This is a genomic window from Phenylobacterium koreense (genome assembly GCF_040545335.1).
GTDB classification, from domain to species: Bacteria; Pseudomonadota; Alphaproteobacteria; order Caulobacterales; family Caulobacteraceae; genus Phenylobacterium; species Phenylobacterium koreense.
The window spans coordinates 416,489-437,840 of the sequence record NZ_JBEPLU010000001.1 but is presented as its reverse complement, the minus strand read 5'-3'; the positions used below and the strand labels follow the sequence as shown (position 1 = coordinate 437,840).

The 21,352-nt window shown below is 69.4% G+C and carries 20 protein-coding genes; 7 read left to right on the top strand and 13 right to left on the bottom strand.

The genetic code is table 11. The annotated features are described in order from the left end of the window. Positions 1 to 57 precede the first annotated feature (57 nt). The 5 genes from flgK to ABID41_RS02120 all read left to right on the top strand — a co-directional run bounded on the left by flgK (position 58) and on the right by ABID41_RS02120 (position 5,870). Positions 58 to 2,148 carry a flagellar hook-associated protein FlgK gene (gene flgK, locus ABID41_RS02140; protein ID WP_354297116.1) on the top strand — a complete coding sequence of 697 codons (2,091 nt, stop codon included), beginning with the start codon at positions 58 to 60 and terminating at the stop codon, positions 2,146 to 2,148. Positions 2,149 to 2,161: 13 nt separating this feature from the next. After that, positions 2,162 to 3,094 (top strand): flagellin, encoded by a 933-nt coding sequence (locus ABID41_RS02135; protein ID WP_331930315.1) that lies wholly within the window; start codon positions 2,162 to 2,164, stop codon positions 3,092 to 3,094. Between the two features lie 46 nt (positions 3,095 to 3,140). Next, positions 3,141 to 4,304 carry a tRNA 2-thiouridine(34) synthase MnmA gene (gene mnmA / locus ABID41_RS02130; protein ID WP_354297115.1) on the top strand — a complete coding sequence of 388 codons (1,164 nt, stop codon included), beginning with the start codon at positions 3,141 to 3,143 and terminating at the stop codon, positions 4,302 to 4,304. A gap of 64 nt (positions 4,305 to 4,368) precedes the next feature. After that, positions 4,369 to 5,559, top strand: a complete 1,191-nt coding sequence (locus ABID41_RS02125) for an acetyl-CoA C-acyltransferase (protein WP_354297114.1) — start codon at positions 4,369 to 4,371, stop codon at positions 5,557 to 5,559. A gap of 38 nt (positions 5,560 to 5,597) precedes the next feature. Beyond that, positions 5,598 to 5,870: a GNAT family N-acetyltransferase gene (locus ABID41_RS02120; RefSeq protein WP_331931790.1), complete on the top strand. Its 273-nt coding sequence runs from the start codon at positions 5,598 to 5,600 to the stop codon at positions 5,868 to 5,870. A 193-nt stretch (positions 5,871 to 6,063) separates the two neighbouring features. Here ABID41_RS02120 and ABID41_RS02115 read toward each other — a convergent pair whose 3' ends face one another. From ABID41_RS02115 to ABID41_RS02095, 5 genes are all read right to left on the bottom strand, one after another. Further along, entirely contained in the window at positions 6,064 to 6,351 is a 288-nt protein-coding gene (locus ABID41_RS02115) for a hypothetical protein (protein ID WP_331931791.1), read from the bottom strand. Between the two features lie 85 nt (positions 6,352 to 6,436). Beyond that, positions 6,437 to 6,715, bottom strand: a complete 279-nt coding sequence (locus tag ABID41_RS02110) for an exodeoxyribonuclease VII small subunit (protein ID WP_331931792.1) — start codon at positions 6,713 to 6,715, stop codon at positions 6,437 to 6,439. Between the two features lie 222 nt (positions 6,716 to 6,937). Beyond that, positions 6,938 to 9,181, bottom strand: coding sequence for an excinuclease ABC subunit UvrB (gene uvrB / locus ABID41_RS02105; protein WP_331931794.1), 2,244 nt, complete (start codon positions 9,179 to 9,181; stop codon positions 6,938 to 6,940). 132 nt (positions 9,182 to 9,313) lie between these two features. Continuing rightward, positions 9,314 to 9,721 carry a hypothetical protein gene (locus ABID41_RS02100; RefSeq protein WP_354297113.1) on the bottom strand — a complete coding sequence of 136 codons (408 nt, stop codon included), beginning with the start codon at positions 9,719 to 9,721 and terminating at the stop codon, positions 9,314 to 9,316. A gap of 54 nt (positions 9,722 to 9,775) precedes the next feature. Then, positions 9,776 to 9,958 carry a hypothetical protein gene (locus ABID41_RS02095; RefSeq protein WP_354297112.1) on the bottom strand — a complete coding sequence of 61 codons (183 nt, stop codon included), beginning with the start codon at positions 9,956 to 9,958 and terminating at the stop codon, positions 9,776 to 9,778. A 294-nt stretch (positions 9,959 to 10,252) separates the two neighbouring features. Between ABID41_RS02095 and ABID41_RS02090 the strand changes: the two genes are divergently transcribed. After that, the gene (locus ABID41_RS02090; protein WP_354297111.1) at positions 10,253 to 11,275 is read left to right on the top strand and encodes a cell wall hydrolase; all 1,023 of its coding nucleotides are present in this window, start codon (positions 10,253 to 10,255) and stop codon (positions 11,273 to 11,275) included. 3 nt (positions 11,276 to 11,278) lie between these two features. On the opposite strand, the gene ABID41_RS02085 is transcribed toward ABID41_RS02090, so the two are convergent. After that, positions 11,279 to 12,220 (bottom strand): GlxA family transcriptional regulator, encoded by a 942-nt coding sequence (locus ABID41_RS02085; protein WP_354297110.1) that lies wholly within the window; start codon positions 12,218 to 12,220, stop codon positions 11,279 to 11,281. 81 nt (positions 12,221 to 12,301) lie between these two features. Here ABID41_RS02085 and ABID41_RS02080 point away from each other — a divergent pair, with 81 nt between their 5' ends. Continuing rightward, positions 12,302 to 12,991, top strand: a complete 690-nt coding sequence (locus tag ABID41_RS02080) for a DJ-1/PfpI family protein (RefSeq protein ID WP_331931687.1) — start codon at positions 12,302 to 12,304, stop codon at positions 12,989 to 12,991. A gap of 3 nt (positions 12,992 to 12,994) precedes the next feature. Here ABID41_RS02080 and ABID41_RS02075 read toward each other — a convergent pair whose 3' ends face one another. The 7 genes from ABID41_RS02075 to ABID41_RS02045 all read right to left on the bottom strand — a co-directional run bounded on the left by ABID41_RS02075 (position 12,995) and on the right by ABID41_RS02045 (position 21,352). Beyond that, positions 12,995 to 14,689, bottom strand: coding sequence for an ATP-binding protein (locus tag ABID41_RS02075; protein WP_331931688.1), 1,695 nt, complete (start codon positions 14,687 to 14,689; stop codon positions 12,995 to 12,997). A gap of 143 nt (positions 14,690 to 14,832) precedes the next feature. Next, positions 14,833 to 15,063, bottom strand: coding sequence for a hypothetical protein (locus ABID41_RS02070; protein ID WP_331931689.1), 231 nt, complete (start codon positions 15,061 to 15,063; stop codon positions 14,833 to 14,835). A gap of 2 nt (positions 15,064 to 15,065) precedes the next feature. Then, positions 15,066 to 15,278, bottom strand: a complete 213-nt coding sequence (locus ABID41_RS02065) for a hypothetical protein (protein WP_331931690.1) — start codon at positions 15,276 to 15,278, stop codon at positions 15,066 to 15,068. A gap of 59 nt (positions 15,279 to 15,337) precedes the next feature. Next, on the bottom strand, positions 15,338 to 16,183 hold the full coding sequence (gene nadC, locus ABID41_RS02060; RefSeq protein ID WP_354297109.1) for a carboxylating nicotinate-nucleotide diphosphorylase: 846 nt from the start codon (positions 16,181 to 16,183) through the stop codon (positions 15,338 to 15,340). Then, entirely contained in the window at positions 16,180 to 17,691 is a 1,512-nt protein-coding gene (locus ABID41_RS02055; RefSeq protein WP_354297108.1) for an L-aspartate oxidase, read from the bottom strand. Before ABID41_RS02055 ends, nadC begins: the two co-directional genes overlap by 4 nt. Positions 17,692 to 17,758: 67 nt before the next feature. Beyond that, complete coding sequence (nadA, locus tag ABID41_RS02050; RefSeq protein WP_331932838.1) at positions 17,759 to 18,841, bottom strand: quinolinate synthase NadA; 1,083 nt, start codon at positions 18,839 to 18,841, stop codon at positions 17,759 to 17,761. Between the two features lie 171 nt (positions 18,842 to 19,012). Continuing rightward, positions 19,013 to 21,352, bottom strand: coding sequence for a hybrid sensor histidine kinase/response regulator (locus tag ABID41_RS02045; RefSeq protein ID WP_331932837.1), 2,340 nt, complete (start codon positions 21,350 to 21,352; stop codon positions 19,013 to 19,015).

Genomic DNA, 21,352 nt, shown 5'->3' with positions numbered 1-21,352 from the left:
ATCCCGGCAGAAATGGCCGGGTCCCGCGACAAGCTTTGCCGGGCGGAGGGTTAAACCGTGTCACTGACGGCGACGCTGAAGACAGCAGCTTCCGGCCTCAACGCGGCCCAGATGAATCTCCGAGTCACCTCGGACAACATCGCGAACGTCAATACTCCCGGCTATGTCCGCAAAAAGGTGGACCAGGCGCCGCTGGTGGTCGGCGGTCAGGGCATGGGCGTCGACATCCAGGGCGTGACCCGGATCACCGATCAGTATCTCCAGCTCGCGACCCTGACCTCCTCGTCGGAGTCCAGCCGCTGGGAAGTCGTCTCGCGTTATCTCGACAACGCTCAGAGCCTGTTCGGAAATCCGGCCACCGACAGCTACTACTTCACGCGCCTGGACACGATCTTCAGCGCCTTCTCCGCCGCGTCCGACGACCCGTCGTCCAGCCTGCTGCGCAGCCAGGCGATCTCCAACGTCGAGGACTTCCTCACCGAGACCAACCGGATCAACGCCCAGTTCGCCGAGCTGGGCGAGACGGTCGACGCGGAGATCTCAGCCAACGTCAATCGCGCGAACGACCTGCTGGTCCAGATCAACCAGCTCAACGCCGACATCAGTCGCGCCAAGCTGACCAACGGCGACGCCTCGGGCTCCGAAAACATCCAGAGCCAGCTCGTCGACGAACTGGCCACGCTGGTCAATGTCCGCGTGACGCTGAAGTCGAACGGCGGCGTCACCGTGCGCTCGACCGAAGGCATCCTCCTGGCCGGGGACGGCAAGGCCGCGACCCTCAGCTACAACCGCACCGACGCCACCAAGGGCTATATCGCCGTCGAGCCGGAGGGCGGGCTCGGTTTCCCCCAGCCCATCAAGATCGAGGGCGGCGAGATCCGCGGCCTGATGGACCTGCGCGACACCACCTTGCCGGGCATGGCCGACCAGCTCGGCGAATTCGTCTCCCGCGCGGCCGAGCAGATCAACGCCGCGCACAACAAGGCCACCTCGGCGCCGGCGCCCAACAGCCTCACCGGCCGTGACACCGGCCTTGACCTGCCCACCGCCGTCAGTGGCTTCACCGGCAAGACGACGGTGGCTGTGCTCGACAAGGACGGCCTCGTCCAGAACACGGTCGAGATCGATTTCGACGCCATGACCATGACGCCGGGCGGCGCCTTCACCTCGGCCAACTTCCTGACCGACCTGAACAACGCCCTGGGCGGCAGCGCGACAGCGAGCTTCGCCAACGGCAAGCTCAGCCTCACCGGGACCGGCGACAACCGGATCGCCATCGACGAAGGCACGTCGAACAAGGCGGGCAGGGGCTTTTCGCACTTCTTCGGGCTGAACGACCTCATCCGTTCCGATGGGATGATCAGCTACGAGACCGGCCTGAAGCCCACCGATCCGCACGGGTTCACCGCCGGCCAGACGATCAAGTTCGGCCTGGCCGCAGCCGACGGCAAGCCGATCCGCGAGATCGCCGTGGCCGTCCCGGCCGGCGGCACGATGGCCGACCTGCTGGCCGCCCTGAACGACCCGGCGACCGGGGTCGGCATGAACGGCCAGTTCAGCCTGGACGCCAGGGGCGCCCTGACCTTCAAGGGCTCGCCGCCGCAGAACGCGACCCTCTCCATCACCCAGGACCTCACCGAGCGGGGGGCCGGCGGCCCGTCGATGAGCCAGTTGTTCGGCCTGGGCGTGGTCGAACGCAGCGGCCGCGCCGGCCGGCTCAGCGTCGATCCGGCCATCGCCGAGGATCCGATGAGGCTGGGCCTGGCGACCCTCGACCTTTCCGTGGCCGCCGGTCAGCCGGCGGTGACCAAGGGCGACGGCCGCGGCGCCCGGCTGCTCGCCGCGGCGGGCGACCTGACCACCAGCTTCGCCGCCGCCGGCGAGCTCGGCGCGGTGACCATGACCCTGACCCGCTACGCCTCGGAGTTCGGCGGCTCGATCGGCCGCCAGGCCGAGGCGGCGGAAACCCGCATGGACGCGGCCTACGCCGTCACCACCGAGGCCATGGCCAGGCGCCAGGCCGTCGAAGGCGTCAATGTCGACGAAGAACTCGTGAACCTGACCACCTATCAACAGGCCTTCAACGCTTCAGCCCGCATGGTCCAGGCGGCGAAGGAGCTGTTCGACGTCCTGACCAGCATGATCTAGCGGAGGCCGACCCATGTATCGCGTGACGACCGTCGGGAACTACAACCTCGTCCTTTCGAACATCATGCAGGCGCAGCGCGCCCAGATCGAAGCCGGCAACCGGGTCGCGACCCAGCGCAACGGCTCGAATCTCAAGGAGTTTTCCCGCGACGCGGAGATCCTCACGGCCATGCGGTCGGTGGATGCGCGGCTGAGCGGCTATCTCGAGCAGAACACCACCATCGCCGACAAGCTGACCACCCAGGACTTCTCGCTGACCCAGTTGGGAGATGCGGCCTCGGCGGCGAAGAAGGCCATCGAGGAGGCGATCGCGACCGGCCGCACCGACACTCTGATGCAGGAGATGCAGGCGCAGTTCCAGATCGGCGTCGCCGCCATGAACGCCCAATACAACGGCAAGTACATGTTCGCCGGCGGCAAGATCGACACCAGGCCGGTCACCGCCGAGGACCTGTCCGACCTCACCGACCCGGCGACGCCGCTGATCTCGGACTTCTTCGCCAACGACGACTTCATCACCGAGCATAAGGTGGACGACGCCACCACGGTGAAGACCGGCATCCTCGCCAGCAACCTGGGAACGGCCATGCTGGAGGCGTTCAAGACCATGCAGGCCTTCCACGAGGATCCCGCGACCTCGTTCGACGGCACCTTGAGCGACGCCCAGCGGACCTTCCTCGAAAGCCAGCTCGCGGTCTGGGACTCCGTCGCCAGCGACGTCATCGACACCACCGCCCACAACGGCATGATGCAGGCCCGGGTCGACGACGTGAAAGCCGATCTCGTCACCCGTCAGAACAGCCTGAAGGGTATGATCGGCGGTATCGTCGACGCCGATATGCCGACCGCCACGGTAGAGCTCGAAAAGGCGACGCTGGCGCTGAACGCATCGAGCCAGGTGTTCATCACCCTGCGCGACTCTTCGCTTCTCAGCGTCCTGAAATAGGGCCGGCGCCTCGCAAACCGGCGGGGCAAGCGCTACATAGCGCGCCATGAACGCGCTTTTCACAGACGCCGCCGTCGAGGCCGCGCGCGCCGCCGTCGGTCTGCCTGCCGGCGCGCGGGTGATCGCGGCCATGTCGGGCGGGGTGGACTCCACCGTCACCGCCGCGCTGCTGGCGCGGGCCGGCTACGACGTGGTGGGCGTCACCCTGCAGCTCTACGACCACGGCGCGGCGATCCAGAAGAAGGGCGCCTGCTGCGCGGGCCAGGACATTCACGACGCGCGCACCGCGGCCGACATGATCGGCATCCCGCACTACGTCCTCGACTACGAAAGCCGCTTCAAGCAGCAGGTCATCGAAGACTTCGCCGACGCCTACCTGCGCGGCGAAACGCCGGTGCCGTGCATCCGCTGCAACCAGACGGTCAAGTTCCGCGACCTGCTGGACGTGGCCCGCGACCTGGGCGCGCAGGCCATGGCCACCGGGCACTATGTGCGGCGTGAGGATGGCCCGGACGGCCCGCGGTTGCTGCGCGCGGTCGATCCGGCCCGCGACCAGAGCTACTTCCTGTTCGCCACCACGCGGGAGCAACTGGAGTTCCTGCGGTTCCCGCTGGGCGGGCTGCCGAAGCCGGAAGTCCGCCGGGTGGCGGCCGAACTCGGCCTTGCGGCGGCGGACAAGCCCGACAGCCAGGACATCTGCTTCGTGCCGGAAGGCCGCTACACCACGATCATCGACCGTCTGCGTCCGCAAGGGGCCGAGGCGGGCGACATCGTGCACCTGGACGGCCGGATTCTCGGCCGCCACGAAGGCGTGACGCGCTACACGATCGGCCAGCGCCGCGGCCTCAACATCGCGGTGGGCGATCCGCTGTTCGTGGTGAAGATCGACGCCGACAAGCGCCAGGTGATCGTCGGCCCGCGGGAGGCGCTGCTGACCCGCTCGCTGACGCTCAAGGAAACCAACTGGCTGGGCGAGGGCGACGACATGGCCGCCGCCGCCGGCCGCCCGGTGCTGGCGCGCGTCCGCTCGACCCGCGAACCCGTCCCCGGACGGCTGGCGCTCCATGACGGCCAGGTGGCCGTGGTTCTCGATACGCTGGAGGAAGGCGTGGCGCCTGGACAGGCCTGCGTCCTTTATGCGCCCGAGCAGCCCGACCGGGTTCTCGGTGGCGGCTTCATCGAGCGCACCGTGCGCGCCGCCGACGCCTGACGCGGCGGCGCCCGTTCGCGGCCGGCGCGTTTCAATTCTCCAGGCGATGAATTATATCGGTGGTATGACCCAAACCTCCGATCCGATCGTCATCGCCGCCTATGCCCGCACGCCGATGGGCGGCTTCCAGGGCGCGCTCAGCCCCGTCAAGGCTACCGAACTCGGCTCGGCGGCGGTGCGCGCCGCGGTCGAGCGGGCCGGTGTCTCGCCCGAGGCCGTCGAACAGATCTTCATGGGCTGCGTCCTGCCGGCCGGCCTTGGCCAGGCCCCGGCGCGCCAGGCCGCCCTGGGCGCGGGCCTGCCGAAGTCGGTGGAGGCCACCACGGTCAACAAGATGTGCGGCTCGGGCATGCAGGCGGCCATCATGGCCCACGACGCCCTGGCGGCCGGCAGCGCCCAGATCATCGTCGCCGGCGGCATGGAGAGCATGACCAACGCCCCGTACCTGCTGAACAAGCATCGCGGCGGCGCCCGGATCGGCCACGACACGGCCTTCGACCACATGTATCTCGACGGCCTCGAGGACGCCTACGAGCCCGGCCGGCTGATGGGCTCCTTCGCCGACGAGACCGCGCGCGCCTATCAGATCACCCGCGAGGCGATGGACGAGTTCGCGATCTCCTCCCTGGAGCGCGCCAAGGCGGCGACCCGGAACGGCGCGTTCTCCCGCGAGATCGTCCCGGTGGAGGTCGTCGGCCGCAAGGGAACCGAGACCGTCTCCACGGATGAACAGCCGCTGAAGGCTGACCCGGCCAAGATCCCCACTCTGCGGCCGGCCTTCGGCAAGGACGGGGCGATCACCGCCGCAAACGCCTCGTCCATTTCGGACGGCGCCGCCGCGCTTGTGCTGACGCGGGCCTCGATCGCCGAGCGCCTGGGCCTCAGCGTGGCCGCCCGCATCGTGAGCCACGCGGCTCACGCCCATGAGCCGGGCCTCTTCACCACCGCGCCGGTGCCGGCCATGCAGAAGGCTCTGAGCAAGGCCGGATGGAGCGTCGACGATGTCGATCTCTTCGAGGTCAACGAAGCCTTCGCCATCGTGGCGATGATCGCCGAACGCGAAATGGGCGTCGACCGGGCCAGGCTGAACGTCAACGGCGGCGCCTGCGCCCTGGGCCACCCGATCGGCGCCAGCGGCGCGCGGATCATCGCCACCCTGATCGCCGCCCTCCAGGCCCGCGGCGGAAAGCGCGGCGTCGCCAGCCTGTGCATCGGCGGCGGCGAGGCTACCGCGATGGCCGTGGAACTGGTCTAACTAGATCTGATCGGGTTCTCAGGCGTTCGGAAGGGATCATGAACCAGCTCGTCGACAACGTCGCCGAAAGCCGTTTCGAGATGGTCGAAAACGGCATGACCTCCTGGGCCGATTATCGGCTCTCGGGGGAGCATCTCTATATCGACCATGTCGAAAGCCCGCCGGCCCTGCGCGGCTCGGGCGCGGCCGGCCGCCTGATGACGGCTGTCGCGACCAACGCCCGGCAGCGCGGCCTGCGGATCACGCCCATCTGCGGCTACGCTGCCGCCTGGCTGAGGCGCAGCCACGAGTTCCGCGACCTCGTCGCCTAGGCTCGTGGAGCGCCGCTGAACTTGCGTGTCATCCCGGTTTCGGCCGCAGGCCGAAGACCGGGACCCATGAACACCGGATTTCTCAGGAATGGGCTAGGCCGCGCCATCGGGATCGGGCGCGTATGGGTCCCGGTCTTGCTTTGCAAACCGGGATGACACCGTGATTTTGAGTGACGCAGCCTTCCTTCGCCCCTCAGGCCCGGCCGGCGATCGCCTTGAGCGTATTGCCGCTCGCTTCGCAGTCCTCGGCAAGCCGGCGGGCGATCTCGCGAATGCCGACCGGATAGGCCTCGCCGCCGTTGGCGATCTCCGCCGACAGCCGCTCCACCTGGAGCAGGGCGGTTTCCAGCGCCCCGATCTGATCACGCGCCAAGGCCTTCGCCTGGGCCTGCAGCAGGCGAATCTGGTCGGCCACGCTCGGCCCGGCCTGAATCTGGTTTACGGCCACTACGCTCAGGGCCGCTGAAGTCCGCATCGCCATTTCCGACGCTCCCAAAGCTGAACAATCCGAGGACTGAGCAGCAGGATTCGCGCCAGCGGGGAGGGCGGCGGCCCGGTTTCTCCTGTCAGGCGCGCGAGGATATGGCCTCGAGAGTCTGGACCTTCATCTCGCAGTCTTCGGCCAGGCGACGGGCAAGCTCGCGCACGCCCGCCGGATAGGCGTCGCCGCCGTCGGCGATCTCGGCCGACAGCCGCTCGACCTGCAGGATGGCCTGTTCAAGGGCGTGGACATGTTCGCGGGCCAGCGACTTGGCTTCGGCCTGCAGTCGACGAATGCGTTCGGACAGGTCGTTGGTCGACGACGGGGCGGCGTTATTGGCCACCACGGAAAGCGGAGGCGTCATCTTCTTCTTCCCCAGGGGGTCGCATCAGCGGTGCAGCCCCCAACGGGCCACGTTCGACCGCTATCCCCTCTTCACCCATGACTACGCGCGAAGCGCAGCCGTGGTTCCGGTCACTGACGACTGAAACGCGCAGCGAGGCGGGGTGTGGAGTTTGGGTGACAGGCGCGCCGTCCGGGCGCTCTGAGCCGGGACTGTTTGTTTTAGAAAACAATCGCTTGCGCCTCAGCGCCGTCCCTTCTTGAAGCGCGCCGCGGATTCCGCGCGCGCCTCGGCCCTGACCCGCTTGACCGCTTCCTTGTCGCCCACCTCGCCCTCGCCGGCGAGGGCGTCGTTGGCGAACTCCAGGTCGAGCAGCTTGAGCCGCTTGATCTCGTCGCGCAGGCGCGCGGCGGTTTCGAACTCCAGGTCGGCGGCGGCCTGTCGCATCTTCGCCTCCAGATCCCGCAGGGTGGCCTTGAAGTTGTCGCCGACGAACGGCTTGGAGTCCTCGGCCACGCCGACCGGCACCAGCACCCGGTCCTTCTCGTAGGGGCTCGCCAGGATCTCCTTGATCTGGCTCTTCACGCTTTCCGGCGTGATGCCGTGCTCGAGGTTGTAGGCCTCCTGCTTCTCCCGGCGGCGCTGGGTCTCGGCCATCGCCCGCTCCATCGAGCCGGTGACGCTGTCGGCGTAGAGAATGACCTTGCCGTCCACGTTCCGCGCCGCACGGCCGATGGTCTGGATCAGCGAGGTCTCCGAGCGCAGGAAGCCTTCCTTGTCGGCGTCGAGGATCGCCACCAGCCCCACCTCGGGGATGTCGAGGCCTTCGCGCAGCAGGTTGATCCCGATCAGCACGTCGAAGGCGCCCAGCCGCAGGTCGCGGATGATCTCGATCCGCTCCATGGTGTCGATGTCGGAGTGCATGTAGCGCACGCGCAGGCCCTGCTCGTGCATGTACTCGGTCAGGTCCTCGGCCATCTTCTTGGTGAGGACGGTGACCAGGGTGCGATAGCCGCGGGCGATGGTCTCGCGCGCCTCGGCGATGACGTCGTCGACCTGGCTGTGATTGTCCTTCGAGACCGGGCGCACCTCGACCGGCGGGTCGATCAGGCCGGTCGGCCGGATCACCTGCTCGGCGAAGACGCCGCCGGACCGCTCCAGCTCCCAGTTCCCGGGCGTCGCCGAGACCGAGACGGTCTGCGGCCGCATGGCGTCCCACTCCTCGAACTTGAGCGGCCGGTTGTCCAGGCAGGAGGGCAGGCGGAAGCCGTACTCGGCCAGGGTGAACTTGCGCCGGTAGTCGCCGCGGTACATGGCGCCGATCTGCGGGATCGCCTGGTGGCTCTCGTCGACGAACAGCAGGGCGTTCTCGGGGATGTATTCGAAGAAGGTCGGCGGCGGCTCGCCGGTGCGGCGGCCGGAGAGGAAGCGGCTGTAGTTCTCGATGCCGGCGCAGGAGCCGGTGGCCTGGATCATCTCCAGGTCGAAGGTCGTGCGCTGCTCCAGGCGCTGGGCCTCCAGCAGCTTGCCGTTGGCCACCAGCCAGTCGAGCCGTTCCTTCAGCTCCTCGCGGATCTGGACGACCGCCTGGTTGAGGGTCGGCCGAGGCGTCACGTGGTGGCTGTTGGCGTAGATCTTGATGCCCGGCAGGTCGGCGGTCTTCTTGCCGGTCAGCGGGTCGAACTCGCTGATCGCCTCGACCTCGTCCCCGAACAGCGAGATCCGCCAGGCGCGGTCTTCATAGTGGGCCGGGAAGATCTCGATGGTGTCGCCCCGGCGGCGGAAGGAGCCGCGCTCGAAGGCCTGGTCGTTGCGCTTGTACTGAAGCGCCACCAGGTCGGCCATCAACTGTTTCTCGTCCAGGCGCTGCCCCGGCTCCAGCGTGAAGGTCATGGCCGTATAGGTCTCGACCGAGCCGATGCCGTAGATGCAGGACACCGAGGCCACCACGATCACGTCGTCGCGTTCGAGGATCGCCCGCGTCGCCGAGTGGCGCATCCGATCGATCTGCTCGTTGATCGAGGAGTCCTTCTCGATGTAGGTGTCGGTCCGCGGGACGTAGGCCTCGGGCTGGTAATAGTCGTAGTACGAGACGAAGAACTCGACCGCGTTGTCGGGGAAGAAGGCCTTGAACTCGGAATAGAGCTGGGCCGCCAGGGTCTTGTTCGGCGCCAGGATCAGGGCGGGACGCTGGGTCGCCTCGATCACCTTGGCCATGGTGAAGGTCTTGCCCGAGCCGGTGACCCCCAGCAGCACCTGGTCGTGCTCGCGCCCCTCCAGGCCTTCCACCAGGTCGGCGATGGCCGTGGGCTGGTCGCCCGCCGGTTCGTAGTCGCTGACCAGCTTGAAGCGCCGCCCCCCTTCCGACTTTTCCGGCCGGGCGGGGCGATGCGGCTTCCACAGCATCGGCATGGCGGTTTCGTCGTAGTCGAAGCTGGCCGACATGTCGGCGACGCCGGACGTGCTGGGCGGTGCGGAACGGGGCATGAACGCCAAAGTAGGATCGATCATGCCCGGACGCTAGCGCGCCCGAGTGTCAGTTCTCGTCAGCAGTAGCGGAAAGACTTCTCGGAGGGAGAGCGCTTCGAACGGCGAGTTATTTTAAGACCGAGGCTTCCGCTAGTTCGCAGCCGTCCGCGACCGGCGTTCGAGGGCTTGGCACTGGACGGCGGTCACCTGTGGCCACGGGCCTGCGTCTGCGCCGATCCGGCGATAGGCTTCCTGCTGGCTGATGTTCTTCTCGCGGGCCAGTTGCGCGGCGGCGCGGTCCGCGAAGGCGCGGCCCGAGCGCATGGCGCTGTCGAACTGGGCCCGGGCGGCGGCGTCTTCGCGACGGCTGGCCGATAGCCCGCCGCCGCCGAGCGAGACGTTTGAGGCCTGGCGGCCCCAGGTCGCGGTCGGGAAGGCCGGGGTGGCGCGGAGGTATCTTTGCATGGCGCAGGCCTGCTGGACGCGCCACGACGACGCGGCTGCAGCCGGCATCGCGAGGCTCGCGACGACCGTGATGAGGACCGCTTGCTTCAGCATCGGCGCCAGTCTGACGCCCGAATTTGGGCGTTCCCGTGGCGGCCTGGTTTTGGCCTAGCGGTCGGTGGCCTTGCTGACCAGCACCCCGGCGCCGGCCCCGACGGCTGCGCCCACCGGCCCGCCGACCACGGCGCCAGCAACGGCGCCGGTCGCGGCGCGCTGCTCGACGTTGTGCCCGCAGGCCGTCAGCAGGGTCATCAGCAAGCCCGCTGCGATCAGGCCGAACGTCTTTTGCATCTGGCTACTCCAAAGCCCCAAACAGCGTCGCCGTAGCAACGGAAAGACCCAGTCAAGGTTCCTTCGAATTTCCCTTCGACGGTTAACAGATTCCAAAAAAATAAGGCCTGCGACGCAATAGCGCCTTGCCTTGAGCCTCCACGGCAGCGATAAGTCGCGCCAACTTCGCCGTAGCCTGTCACTCCACGTGTAATCGACAGGCTCTCTGCCGCGACGCCGCCAGCATGAGCAGGGGCGCACCGTGGCGACGATGTCGGGGGGCGCATCGCCCTCGCCACACGGGACACGATCTTCTTGAAACTGGTATCCAAGGCCCGCGCCGATTGGCGCGCGTCTACATGCGCCGCATTGATCGGCTCGGGCCTCGGCCTGGCTCTTGGCGCAGCTTACATGGCCGGCGGCATGGCCCGCACGGCGACCGACCATGCTCGCGCCTCGCGCATCGCGGACGCCGCGGCCGGCGGCTTCTCCGAGGACGTCCTTCAGCGGCAGGCCGAGGCCATGTCGCCCGGCATGCTGAAGCTAGCCGCGCGGCACGACTCCTTCATCGGAGCCGAGACGGCCCAGCGCGATCGTCAGAACTCGATCATCGCCGCCTATCAGGATCGCCCGGCCGGCAGTCCGGCGCAGTTGATCCGCCTGAACGCCGCCCCGGCGCAGAGTTCATCGACGCGCGGTGCGCTCAACGGCTCGCGCGAGCTCGAATGCCTCACCCAGGCCGTCTATTACGAGGCGCGGGGCGAAACGCCCGCCGGCCAGGCGGCCGTGGCCCAGGTCGTGCTCAACCGCGTCCGTAATCCCGCCTTCCCGAAGAGCGTCTGCGCCGTGGTCTTCCAGGGCGCGGGCAAGCGCGTCGGCTGCCAGTTCAGCTTCGCCTGCGACGGCTCGATGCGCCGTGGCCGTGAGCCGGCCGCCTGGGCTCGGGCTGGGCGCGTGGCCAGCCGCGCGCTCGCCGGCAAGGTCGTGCCGGGCGTCGGCGCCGCCACCCACTTCCACACGGTCAACGTCGCGCCGAACTGGGGGCCGCGCCTGATCCGCACCGCGGAGGTCGGGATGCACGTCTTCTACCGTCCGGGCCGGGCCGCCCCGAGCGTCGCGCCCAAGGCCGAGGATCGGGTGGTCTACGCCAGCCTGACGGCCGCGCCGCCGCCGCAGAACATCCAGATATCCCAGACGCTGCAGGCGGCCGTCCTGAAGACCGCGCCGCTCAAGGTCGAGGCCTCGAAGGCCGCCAAGGAGACGCCCAAGCTGGTGCAGCCGGTCCAGTCGGTCGAGCTCAAGACCCCGCCCACGGTCGCCCTGGTCGGGGTGAACTGACGCTTACGCGCGCGCCGTCCGCCGCAGGGCCTGCGGCGGTTGTCCGAAGGCGCGCATGAAAGCCCGCCGCATCCGCTCCGGATCGCGAAAGCCGGTCAGGCGCGCAATGGCGTCGATCGGCGCGGCGGAGTCCTCGACCTGGATGCGCGCCGCTTCCAGCCGCAGGCGTTCCACCGCCTTGGCCGGCGTGACCCCGACCTCGGCGACGAAGGCGCGCGCGAAGTTGCGCGGGCTCATGGCCGCCTGCGCCGCCAGGCTCTCGACGCTCAAGGGCGTATCGAGCCGCTCCCGCATCCAGTCGAGCAGGGGCGCGAACCGCCCGCCCTGGCCACCCATTTCCAGCAGGGCCGAGAACTGCGACTGCCCGCCCGGGCGCCGGTAATAGACCACGAGCTGCTGGGCCACGGCCCGCGCGACGTCCTCGCCCAGATCCTCGGCGATCAACGCCAGGGAAAGGTCGATCCCGGCGGTGATCCCCGCCGAGGTCCAGATCGACCCGTCGCGGATAAAGATCCGGTCCGGCTCCAGCACGACCTTGGGATAGCGCCGCGCGAAGTCCGCGCAGCGTTGCCAATGGGTGGTCGCCCGCCGCCCGTCCAGCAGGCCTGCCTCGGCCAGCAGATAGGCGCCGGAACAGACGCTGGCCGTGCGCGAGGCTCCGGCCGCGGCCTGGCGCAGCCAGCCGATCGTCCGCTCGCAGCGGATGGCGGGCCGCGTCCCGTCGCCGCCCGCCACGATCAGCGTGTGGGCCGCCTCGTCCGGAAGCCCCTCGGCCATCAGGCTCACGCCCGACGACGAGCTCGTCGCCCCCGGCTCCAGCGCCACCAGCCTGATCTGATAGGCCCCGGGCGCGAACCGCGCGGCGATCTCGAAGGCCGCGATCGGACCGGTGGCGTCCAGGATCTGGAAGTCGGGGAAGACCAGGATGTTCAGCGTTCTGGGCATGGCGGTAAACGAGGGAAGATCGTCATTTCTGCCGAACCTTAGGCGCCGCATCCTCACGGGGTCAACTTACGAGGAACAGCGATGTCCCGCCTGCAGATCGTCATCCCGCTCTATCCGGCCGTCACCCACCTGGACTTCACCGGGCCGCATCAGGTGCTCTCGCGCCTGCCCGACACGGACGTGCTCGTCGCCTCCATGGGCGGCGCGGACGTGGAGGCCGAGGGCCTGACCTTCACCGGCCTCGCCGACCTCGCGAAGGTCGAGCGCTGCGACCTGCTCTGCGTGCCTGGCGGCTTCGGCGCGACCGACGCCATGCTGGACGAGGCCTTCATGGACGAGATCCGCAGGCTGGGCGGAGGCGCCCGCTATCTCACCAGCGTCTGCACCGGTTCCCTGATCCTCGCCGCCGCCGGGTTCCTGACCGGCAAGCGGGCGGCCTGCCACTGGGCCTGGCGCGACCTCCTGCGGCCCTTCGGCGCCATCGTCGACGAGGGCAGGGTGGTCCGCGACGGCGATGTCATCACCGGCGGCGGGGTGACCGCGGGCCTGGACTTCGCCTTCGTGGTCGCCGCGGAACTGGCCGGCGAAAGCTTCGCCCAGGCGATCCAGCTTGGTCTTGAATACGCGCCGTCGCCGCCGTTCCAGTCGGGCCGCCCCGAGCTCGCCTCGCCCGAGGTGCTGGCCGTGGTCAAGGCCAGGCTGAGCCCGGCCGTAGAGACTCGCGTGGCTGCGGCGCAGGCCGCCGCTGACAGACTGAACGCCGTGTCCTGACGCTCAGTGCGTCAGCACCCGCACCAGGGCCGCCGGCTCGATGGGCTTGCTCACATAGCCGTTGAAGCCGAGCGCGATCAGCCGGTCGCACTCGCCGGCCATGGCGTCGGCGGTGAGGGCGACCACCGGCAGGGACGCCCGGCCGCTGGCGCGAATAGCCTCCAGGGTCTGGATGCCGTTCATGCCGGGCATGTGGATGTCCATCAGCACCACGTCGAACTGGCGCGCCTCCAGCGAGGCCAGGGCCTCCAGGCCGCTGGAGACGGTGTCGACCAGGGCGCCGATGGCTTCCAGCAGGGCGCGGGCGACCTCCTGGTTGGTCGGATTGTCGTCGACGACCAGCACCTGTAGCTGCTGAGTCACCGGAGCCCCGGCGGCGTCCGCCGGCTGGGGCGCCGGCGGATCGGCCGGGGCCAGCGGCAGGGTCAGCGTGAAGTGCGAGCCTTCGCCGAGCCGGCTTTCGACCCGAATGTCGCCGCCCATCAGCCGCGCCAGCTCCCGCGAGATCGCCAGGCCCAGGCCGGTGCCGCCGAACCGCCTGGAGATACTGGTGTCGGCTTGGCTGAAGCCCTGGAAAAGCCGGCCTATGACCGCCTCGTCTATGCCCATGCCAGTGTCCGACACAGTGAACATGATCCCGTCTTCCAGGGCCGATCGCACCATCAGGCGGATTTCGCCCTCGCTGGTGAACTTGACCGCGTTCGAGAGCAGGTTCTGCAGGATCTGCCGCAGGCGGGCGTCGTCGCCCGTGCGCCATTGCCCCGCCGGCAGCTCGACCTCGCAGGTGAAGGCCAGTCCCTTCTCGTACGCGGCCTGAGCCCACAGGTCGCTGGCCCGCATCACCGCCTGGCGCAGTTCGAATGGGCGGGTCTGGATGTCGAACTTGCCGCTCTCGATCTTGGCCAGGTCGAGCACGTCGTTGAGGATGGTCATCAGGCCGCCGCCCGACCTCAGCAGGGTCTCGACGTATTGCCGCTGCCTGAGGTCGAGCTCGGTGCGTTCCAGCGCGTGGGCCATCCCCAGCACGCCGTTCATCGGAGTGCGCAGTTCGTGGCTCATCATGGCCAGGAAGGCCGACTTCGCCTGATTGGCGGCTTGGGCGTCCCGTGTCTGGGCTTCCAGCTCCCGGCGTGCGGCGGCGAGGTTGTGCGCCGCCTGCACGGCCCTCGACGCAGAGATGATCGCATAGCCCACATAGATGGTCGCGCCGGCCGCCACGAAGACCTGCTCCGCCCCATGGAAGCGCGGGGCGAGCAGCGGAGTCAGCCATATGCAGAGCGCGCTGGGCCCGCCGAAGATCAGCGAGGCCAGCGGCGAGCGGTAGGCGTGGCTCATGCCGTTGAACAGCAGGGCCGACCAGATCAGCAGCGCAAAGTATTCCGACCCGGCGAAGGCGGCGAACCAGTAGGCGAGGGCGAGCCCCACCCAGACGAGGTTCAGGGCCAGGGCCGAGCCGAGATACCAAACCCGTTGGGCGGTCGTGGGGACGCCGCGCATGTGCGGTCTGGTCGCCCACCAGCTCCATCCCTCGGCGATGAGGAAGAGGCTCGCCCAGCCGGCCGCGAAGACAGGGGAGAGGGTAAGCGCCACCAGCACCGAGTACAGCGCCACCGTCGCGCAGCGCGACGGTCCCATCCGCCGCGCCGCACGCGCCACGCCGTCGAACCCTTCGTCGAACTCAAAAACCGCAAACTTCATTACGCCGCCCGAACTCCCCGCCGGAAGTGTCGGGCGCAATACGCAAAATACGTTTAACGGCTCGACGGCGACCTCCCTGCCAATGAGGGGTGAGAGAAGTCATCCCGTTGGTTCGTCATGGCCGGGCCGCCAGTCCCGCCCATTCACGGCTTACGGCGTTGCGTCGAGTTTTCCTCGGTGTCCCGCTTGCCCTTCACGTCGTGGGCATGATGGCGGTCGCGCTCGCCGCCGCCGCCGGAGACGTGGCTGTAAGGCGTGTTGGTCGGTTCGCCGGGGGCGCGGGGATCCTGCTTGGGAGGCGGAGGACGCTTGGCGTTCTCGTGGCTGGCGCCTGGCCCGCCCCAGCGCTCGGTCGCCGGATGCTTGCCTGGCATGACTAGCGGTCCTGGGTCTTGTGGTGAACGGTGTCGACGTTCTGGTGGATATTGCCCTGACGGCCCTGGCTGCGAAGGTTCACGTCGCCGTCGCCCTGGTCAGGCGACTGCAGGCCGGTCTTGGCGTCCCGGCGGTCTTGTCCGCTGCCCTGGATGTCGGGGCGCTGGCCGCGAAAGGACCGCTGCTCCTTGGGGATCGGAGGAGGCTTGCTCATGGGAGTTCCTTTCCGTCTGAACAGAAGGAACCGCTCGGAGCCGGCCTAGTTCCGGCGTTTCAGGCCGCATCCAGGCCGATGTCCAGCACCGACACCGAGTGGGTCAGGGCCCCGACGCTGATGACGTCGACCCCGGTCTCGGCGATGGCCCGGACGGTCTGCAGGTTCACCCCGCCCGAGGCCTCCAGCACCATCTGGCCGCCGGCGAGGCCCACCGCCGTCGCCAGGTCGGCCAGGCTGAAATTGTCCAGCATGACCACGTCCGGCCGATAGGGCAGGGCCTCCTTGAGCTGGTCCAGGCTGTCCACCTCGACCTCGATCTTCATCAGGTGGCCGGCCGCCGCGCGCGACCGTTCCAGGGCCTGGGCGACACCGCCGCAGGCGGCGACGTGGTTGTCCTTGATCAGGATCGCGTCATCCAGGCCGAAGCGGTGGTTCAGCCCGCCGCCGCAGCGGACGGCGTACTTCTCCAGGTGGCGCAGGCCTGGCGTGGTCTTGCGGGTGTCGGCGATGCGCGCCTTGGTCCCGGCCACGGCGTCCACATAGGCCGCGGTCAGGCTGGCGACCCCCGACAGCCGGCCGAGCAGGTTCAGCGCCGTCCGCTCGGCCGAGAGCAGGGCGCGGGCGTTGGCCGTGACCTTCGCCAGCACCATCCCCGGCGCGACCCTGGCGCCGTCGGAAACACTCGCCTCGAACACGGCGTCGGGATCCAGCGCCAGCACCGCCAGCCGCGCACAGGCCAGCCCCGCCACCACGCCGCCCTGCCTGGCCCCGAACACCGCGGAGAACCGGGCGTCCGCGTCGATGCAGGCCTGGGCGGTCACGTCGCCCGCGCGGCCAAGGTCTTCGGCCAGCGCCGCTGAAACCACGGGCTGGATCAGGATGTCAGGGATGGGAGCTGTCATTCGGCCGCGACGCGCGTCTCTGTGGAGGCGAGATTGATGAAGGTCCGCTGCGGATCGTCGTCCGCCGGCCCGTCGGATCGGAAGTGCGCGCCAAGGCTCTTGCCCCGGGCCAGCGCCGCCTCGGCCACCAGCCGGGCCGCTGCTAGCGGCAGCGCCTTGCCGTGCGCGGCCTCGAGCCGGTCGATCAGGGCGACGAGGTGCGTCAGGCCGGCTGCGTCCCTGACCACGCCCGCGTCGCGGCTCATGGCGGCGCGCAGCTCGGCGAGGGCCTTCGGCGGCAGCTCGGGCGCCGGCGTGCAGCGCAGCGGCCGCGTCTTGGGATCGACGACCTCCCTGGCCGCCCGCGCCGCACGTGCGCCGAACACGGCGGCCTCCAGCAGCGAGTTGGACGCCAGGCGATTGGCGCCATGCACGCCGGTCGAGGCGCATTCCCCCGCTGCGAACAGGTTGGGCAGGTCAGTGCACCCGTCGGCGTCGGTGACGATCCCGCCCATGTGATAGTGGCAGGCCGGCGCCACCGGGATCGGCGCCACCCTCGGATCGACCCCGCCGGACAGGCAGGCGGCGAACACCGCCGGGAACTCTTCGGGGAAGTGCGAGCCCACCGCCTCGCGGGCGTCCAGGAAGGCGCCGCGCCCGGCTTCGCGCTCGGCATGGATCGCCCGGGCCACCACGTCGCGCGGGGCGAGCTCGGCGCTCGGGTGGTAGCGCTCCATGAACGGCCGGCCTTCGCCGTCGATCAGCTTGGCGCCTTCGCCGCGCAGGGCCTCGGTCGCCAGCGGCGCGGGATCGCGGCCGATGTCGATGGCGGTCGGGTGGAACTGCACGAACTCCGGATCGGCGACGGTCGCGCCGGCCAGGGCTGCGGCCGCCAGGCCCTCGCCCAGCAGTTCGGCGGGGGTGGTGGTTACGCCATAGAGGCCGCCGACGCTGCCGGTGGCCAGGATCGTGGCGGGGGCGACGATCTCGATCGGCCGGCCGTTCTCCTCGGCCAGCACGCCGCGCACTCGGCCCTGGGCGTCGCGCAGCAGCCCGCGCAGGCGGCATCCGGCGCGCACCGAGACGTGCCGCGCCGACAGCGCGGTCGCGATCACCGCATCCATGATCGCTCGTCCGGCCTGGTCGCCCTTGACCCGCGCGACGCGGGCGCGCGAGTGGGCCGCCTCCAGGCTGGTGGCGAACTCGCCGCCCTCGTTGCGATCGAACGGCGCGCCCAGCTTGGCCAGCCGGCGGACGGCGTCCGCGCCTTCCTGAGCCAGGATTTCGGCCATGTCCGGATCGACCAGCCCGGCGCCTGCCGCGATCGTGTCGGCGGCGTGCAGGGCCGGCGCGTCGTCCTCGCCCAGCGCCGCGGCCATGCCGCCCTGCGCCCAGGCCGACGAGCAGCCCTGGCTCAGCGGCGCGCCGGTCAGCACCAGCGCCTTGGTCGGCGCCGCGGCCAGCGCCGCCGAAAGCCCGGCCAGGCCGGCCCCGACGATCAGGACGCCGTCATGCTGGATGCGTTCCACTCGCTCTTCGCCTCCTTGTGGTGCGAAGCGGCGCGAGCCCGGCGTCTCGGGACGCGGGCCCGTGCGCTTAGATCAGTTCCACGTCCACGTGGTGGCGGGCCTTGACCAGGTCGTAGCGGGCCGGGACCGCCGGCGGCGGCAGGTCCACCATCCGCTGCACCGCCAGCCGCGCGCGCTCGGCGATCGCCGGGTCGACGGTCACCTCGAAGCGGTTGTGGACCAGCGCCTCGTAGATGTTGTCGAGGCTGATCTTCTTCATGTGCGGGCAGAGGTTGCAGGGGCGCACGAACTCGGTGTCCACCGCGTCGGCCGCCACGTTGTCGGCCATCGAGCACTCGGTGATCAGCACCACCTGCTTGGGCTTCTTCTGCAGCACGTAATCGTTCATCGCCGCGGTCGAGCCGGCGAAATCGGAAACCTCCAGCACCTCGGCCGGGCATTCCGGGTGGGCCAGCACCTGCGCGTTCGGATAGGCGGCCTTCAGCTCGAGGATGTCTTCGGCCGTGAAGCGCTCGTGCACCTCGCAGCGGCCCTTCCAGGCGATGATGCCGACGCTCGTCTGGCGGGCCACGTTGCGGGCCAGGAACTCGTCGGGGATCAGGATCACCCGGTCGACGCCCCATTCCTTGGCGACGTGCTCGACCACCTGCACGGCGTTGGCGCTGGTGCAGCAGACGTCGGTCTCCGCCTTCACGTCGGCCGTGGTGTTCACATAGGTCACCACCGGCAGGCCCGGATAGCGCTGCTTGATCAGTCGCACGTCGGCGCCGGTGATCGAGGAGGCGAGGCTGCAGCCGGCCGTCAGGTCCGGGATCAGGATGGTCTTTTTCGGCGAGAGGATCTTCGAGGTTTCGGCCATGAAGTGCACGCCGGCCTGGACGATGATCGCCGCGTCCGACTTGGCCGCTTCCTTGGCCAGGCCCAGGCTGTCTCCGACATAGTCGCCCACGCCATGGAAGATCTCGGGCGTCATGTAGTTGTGCGCCAGGATGACCGCGTTCTTCTCGCGCTTCAGGCGGTTGATCTCGGCGATCAGCGGCGCGTGCAGGCGCCATTCCATCGGCGTGACGTGATGCTTCAGCTTCTCCCACAGAGGGGAAGTGGCGGCCTCGACTGCGGGCGTGAACGGAAACTGCGTACCGTCGGCCATGGCGTCCTCCTTATGCTCAAAATGAGCATTTCATCGGCCTCAAAAAACGCCGCGGAGATCTGCAGCGCCCCGTCGGCGTCAGGTGATTATGCTCAAAACGAGCAAAACCGACGACTGATGATATAGACCTCTGGAATGGGCGGCACAAGCCCACTTTCTCTTGACGCCAGGTCAGGCGGGCTGGGTCTCCGGGTCGGCCGCTCGGGCCAGAGCGTCGGCCAGGACTTCCGCCGAATAGGGCTTTTTCAGCAGCGGCCAGGGCGCGTCGTTGACCGCCGCCAGCGCCTCGCCGGTATAGCCGGAGGAAAGGATCACCGGCAGGCCCGGCCGCAGCTCGCAGGCGGCCTTGGCGAGGTCGAGGCCCGAGCGGCCGCCGGGCATCACCAGGTCCGTCAGCATCACGTCGAGCGCCTCGCCCTTCTCCAGCCAGGCCAGGGCCGCCGCCACCGCGTCGACGCGGACCACCTGGTGGCCGAGCTCTTCCAGCATGGCCGCGACCAGGTCGCCGACTTCCTTGTCGTCCTCGACCAGCAGCACCTTGAGGGATCGCCTGTTCGCCTCGGCGGGGGCGCAGGGCGGCTCCGCCCTGGCCGGCGGCGTCGGGCAGCGGGGCAGGTAGAGGCTGACGCGGGCGCCCTCTCCCGGCGCGGTCGTGATGGTCACCCCGCCGCCGCTCTGGCGGGCGAAGCCGTAGACCTGCGACAGGCCGAGGCCCGTTCCCTTGCCGACGTCCTTGGTGGTGAAGAACGGTTCGAAGACGCGGGTCAGGATGCCCGGCTCCATTCCGACGCCGTTGTCCTCCACCAGGATGCGGACATAGGAGCCCGGCGCGACGTCGGGGACCTCGCCCTCGGCCAGCTCGCAGCTTTCGGTGCTCAGCCTGATCTGGCCGCCCGGCGGTACGGCGTCGCGGGCGTTGACCGCCAGGTTCATGATCGCCGCATCGAACTGGCCGGGGTCGAGCATCGCCGTCGCGTCGCCCGCGCCCGGCGCCAGCTCGAAGAGCGCGGTCTCGCCGATCGCCCTCCGCAGCAGCGGCTCGCTCTCGAGCAGCAGCTCGTCCACGCGGATCGCCTGGGGCTTGAGCGCCTGGCGCCTGGAGAAGGCCAGGAGCTGCTGCGTCAGGCGCTGCCCCCGCAACGCCGCGCCCAGGGCGGCTTCGATCATCCGCGTGCGGCGTTCCACGTCGTCCGGCCGCCGCTGGATCAGGTCCAGCGCTCCGGTGATCACCGTCAGCAGGTTGTTGAAGTCATGGGCGACGCCGCCGGTGAGCTGGCCGACCGCTTCCAGCTTCTGGGCGTGGTGCAGGCGGGCGTTGGCCTCGTCGCGCTCGGCCAGCGCCGCCTCCACCCGCTCGGCCAGCAGGTCGTTGATGCTCTTCAGGTTCTCTTCGGCCTGGCGCGCATCGGTGATGTCGATGCCGATGGCGACGAAGCCGGCGAAGGCGCCGCCGGGGCCATGGCGCGGCCGTGACACCGACCGGATCCAACGCCAGGCGCCGTCGCCGCGCAGGTATCGCGCCTCCAGCGTGAACGGCTGGCGAGAGGCCTCGCCGGCGATCTGCTCCTTCAGGACGCGCTCCAGGTCGCCGGGGTGCACCCGCTCGCGCCAGTCGAACCTGAGCGCTTCCTCGAACGGCCGGCCCAGGAACTCGACATAGGCCTCGTTCACGAACTCCCGCACGCCGTCGGTCCTGGAGACCCACAGCAGCACCGGAGCGCTGTCCGCCAGCGTGCGGAAGCGAGCCTCGCTTTCGCGAACCTTTTCAAAAGCGTATCGCCGCTCGGTGATGTCGATGTTCACCCCGACCGCGCGGACGATCCGGCCGACGCCGTTTTGCAGCATCTCGCCGCGCGACAGCAGCCATCGCACCTCGCCGTCGGGCCGGACGATCCTGTACTCCATGGGCGCCATGCGCCCGGTCCTGATGGCCCGGATGTTTCCCGCCCGGACCATCTGGCGGTCGTCCGGATGCACCACGTCCAGCAAGGTCCTGATGCTGGCGGCGCTGGAAACGGGCAGGCCGAGATTGCGCAGCAGGGTCGGGGACCAGTAGCCCTGGCCGGTTTCGACGTCCCAGTCCCACAGTCCGACCTCGCCGGCTTCCTGGGCGAGCTGGAGGCGCTGTTCGCTGCGGTCGAGCGCCGCCTGGGCCTCGTCCAGCCGCAGGACGATGTCGCGCAGCGCCGCCCCCACCGCCACCGTCACCGCGCCCGAGAGCGCGTAGAGCACCACCCCCGCATGGTTGTCGGAGATGCCGCCGCGAGCCAGCAGCGATATGGCCAGCGCCCCGGCCAGGCTCGCCCATCCCCATCGCTGGCCGCCGAACAGCGTCGCCACCACGAAGGCGGGGAAGTGGGTGACCGACAGGGCGAGCGCGGTGTCCCAACCGGCGAACAGGCCGCGTATCCCCATGGCTGCGGCCATGGCGCCGACGCTGATGGCGAGCGCCACGGCGAAGGCCGGCGAGCGCCTGGGAATGAAGCGAAACTGCGAACCGGCGGGCGTCAT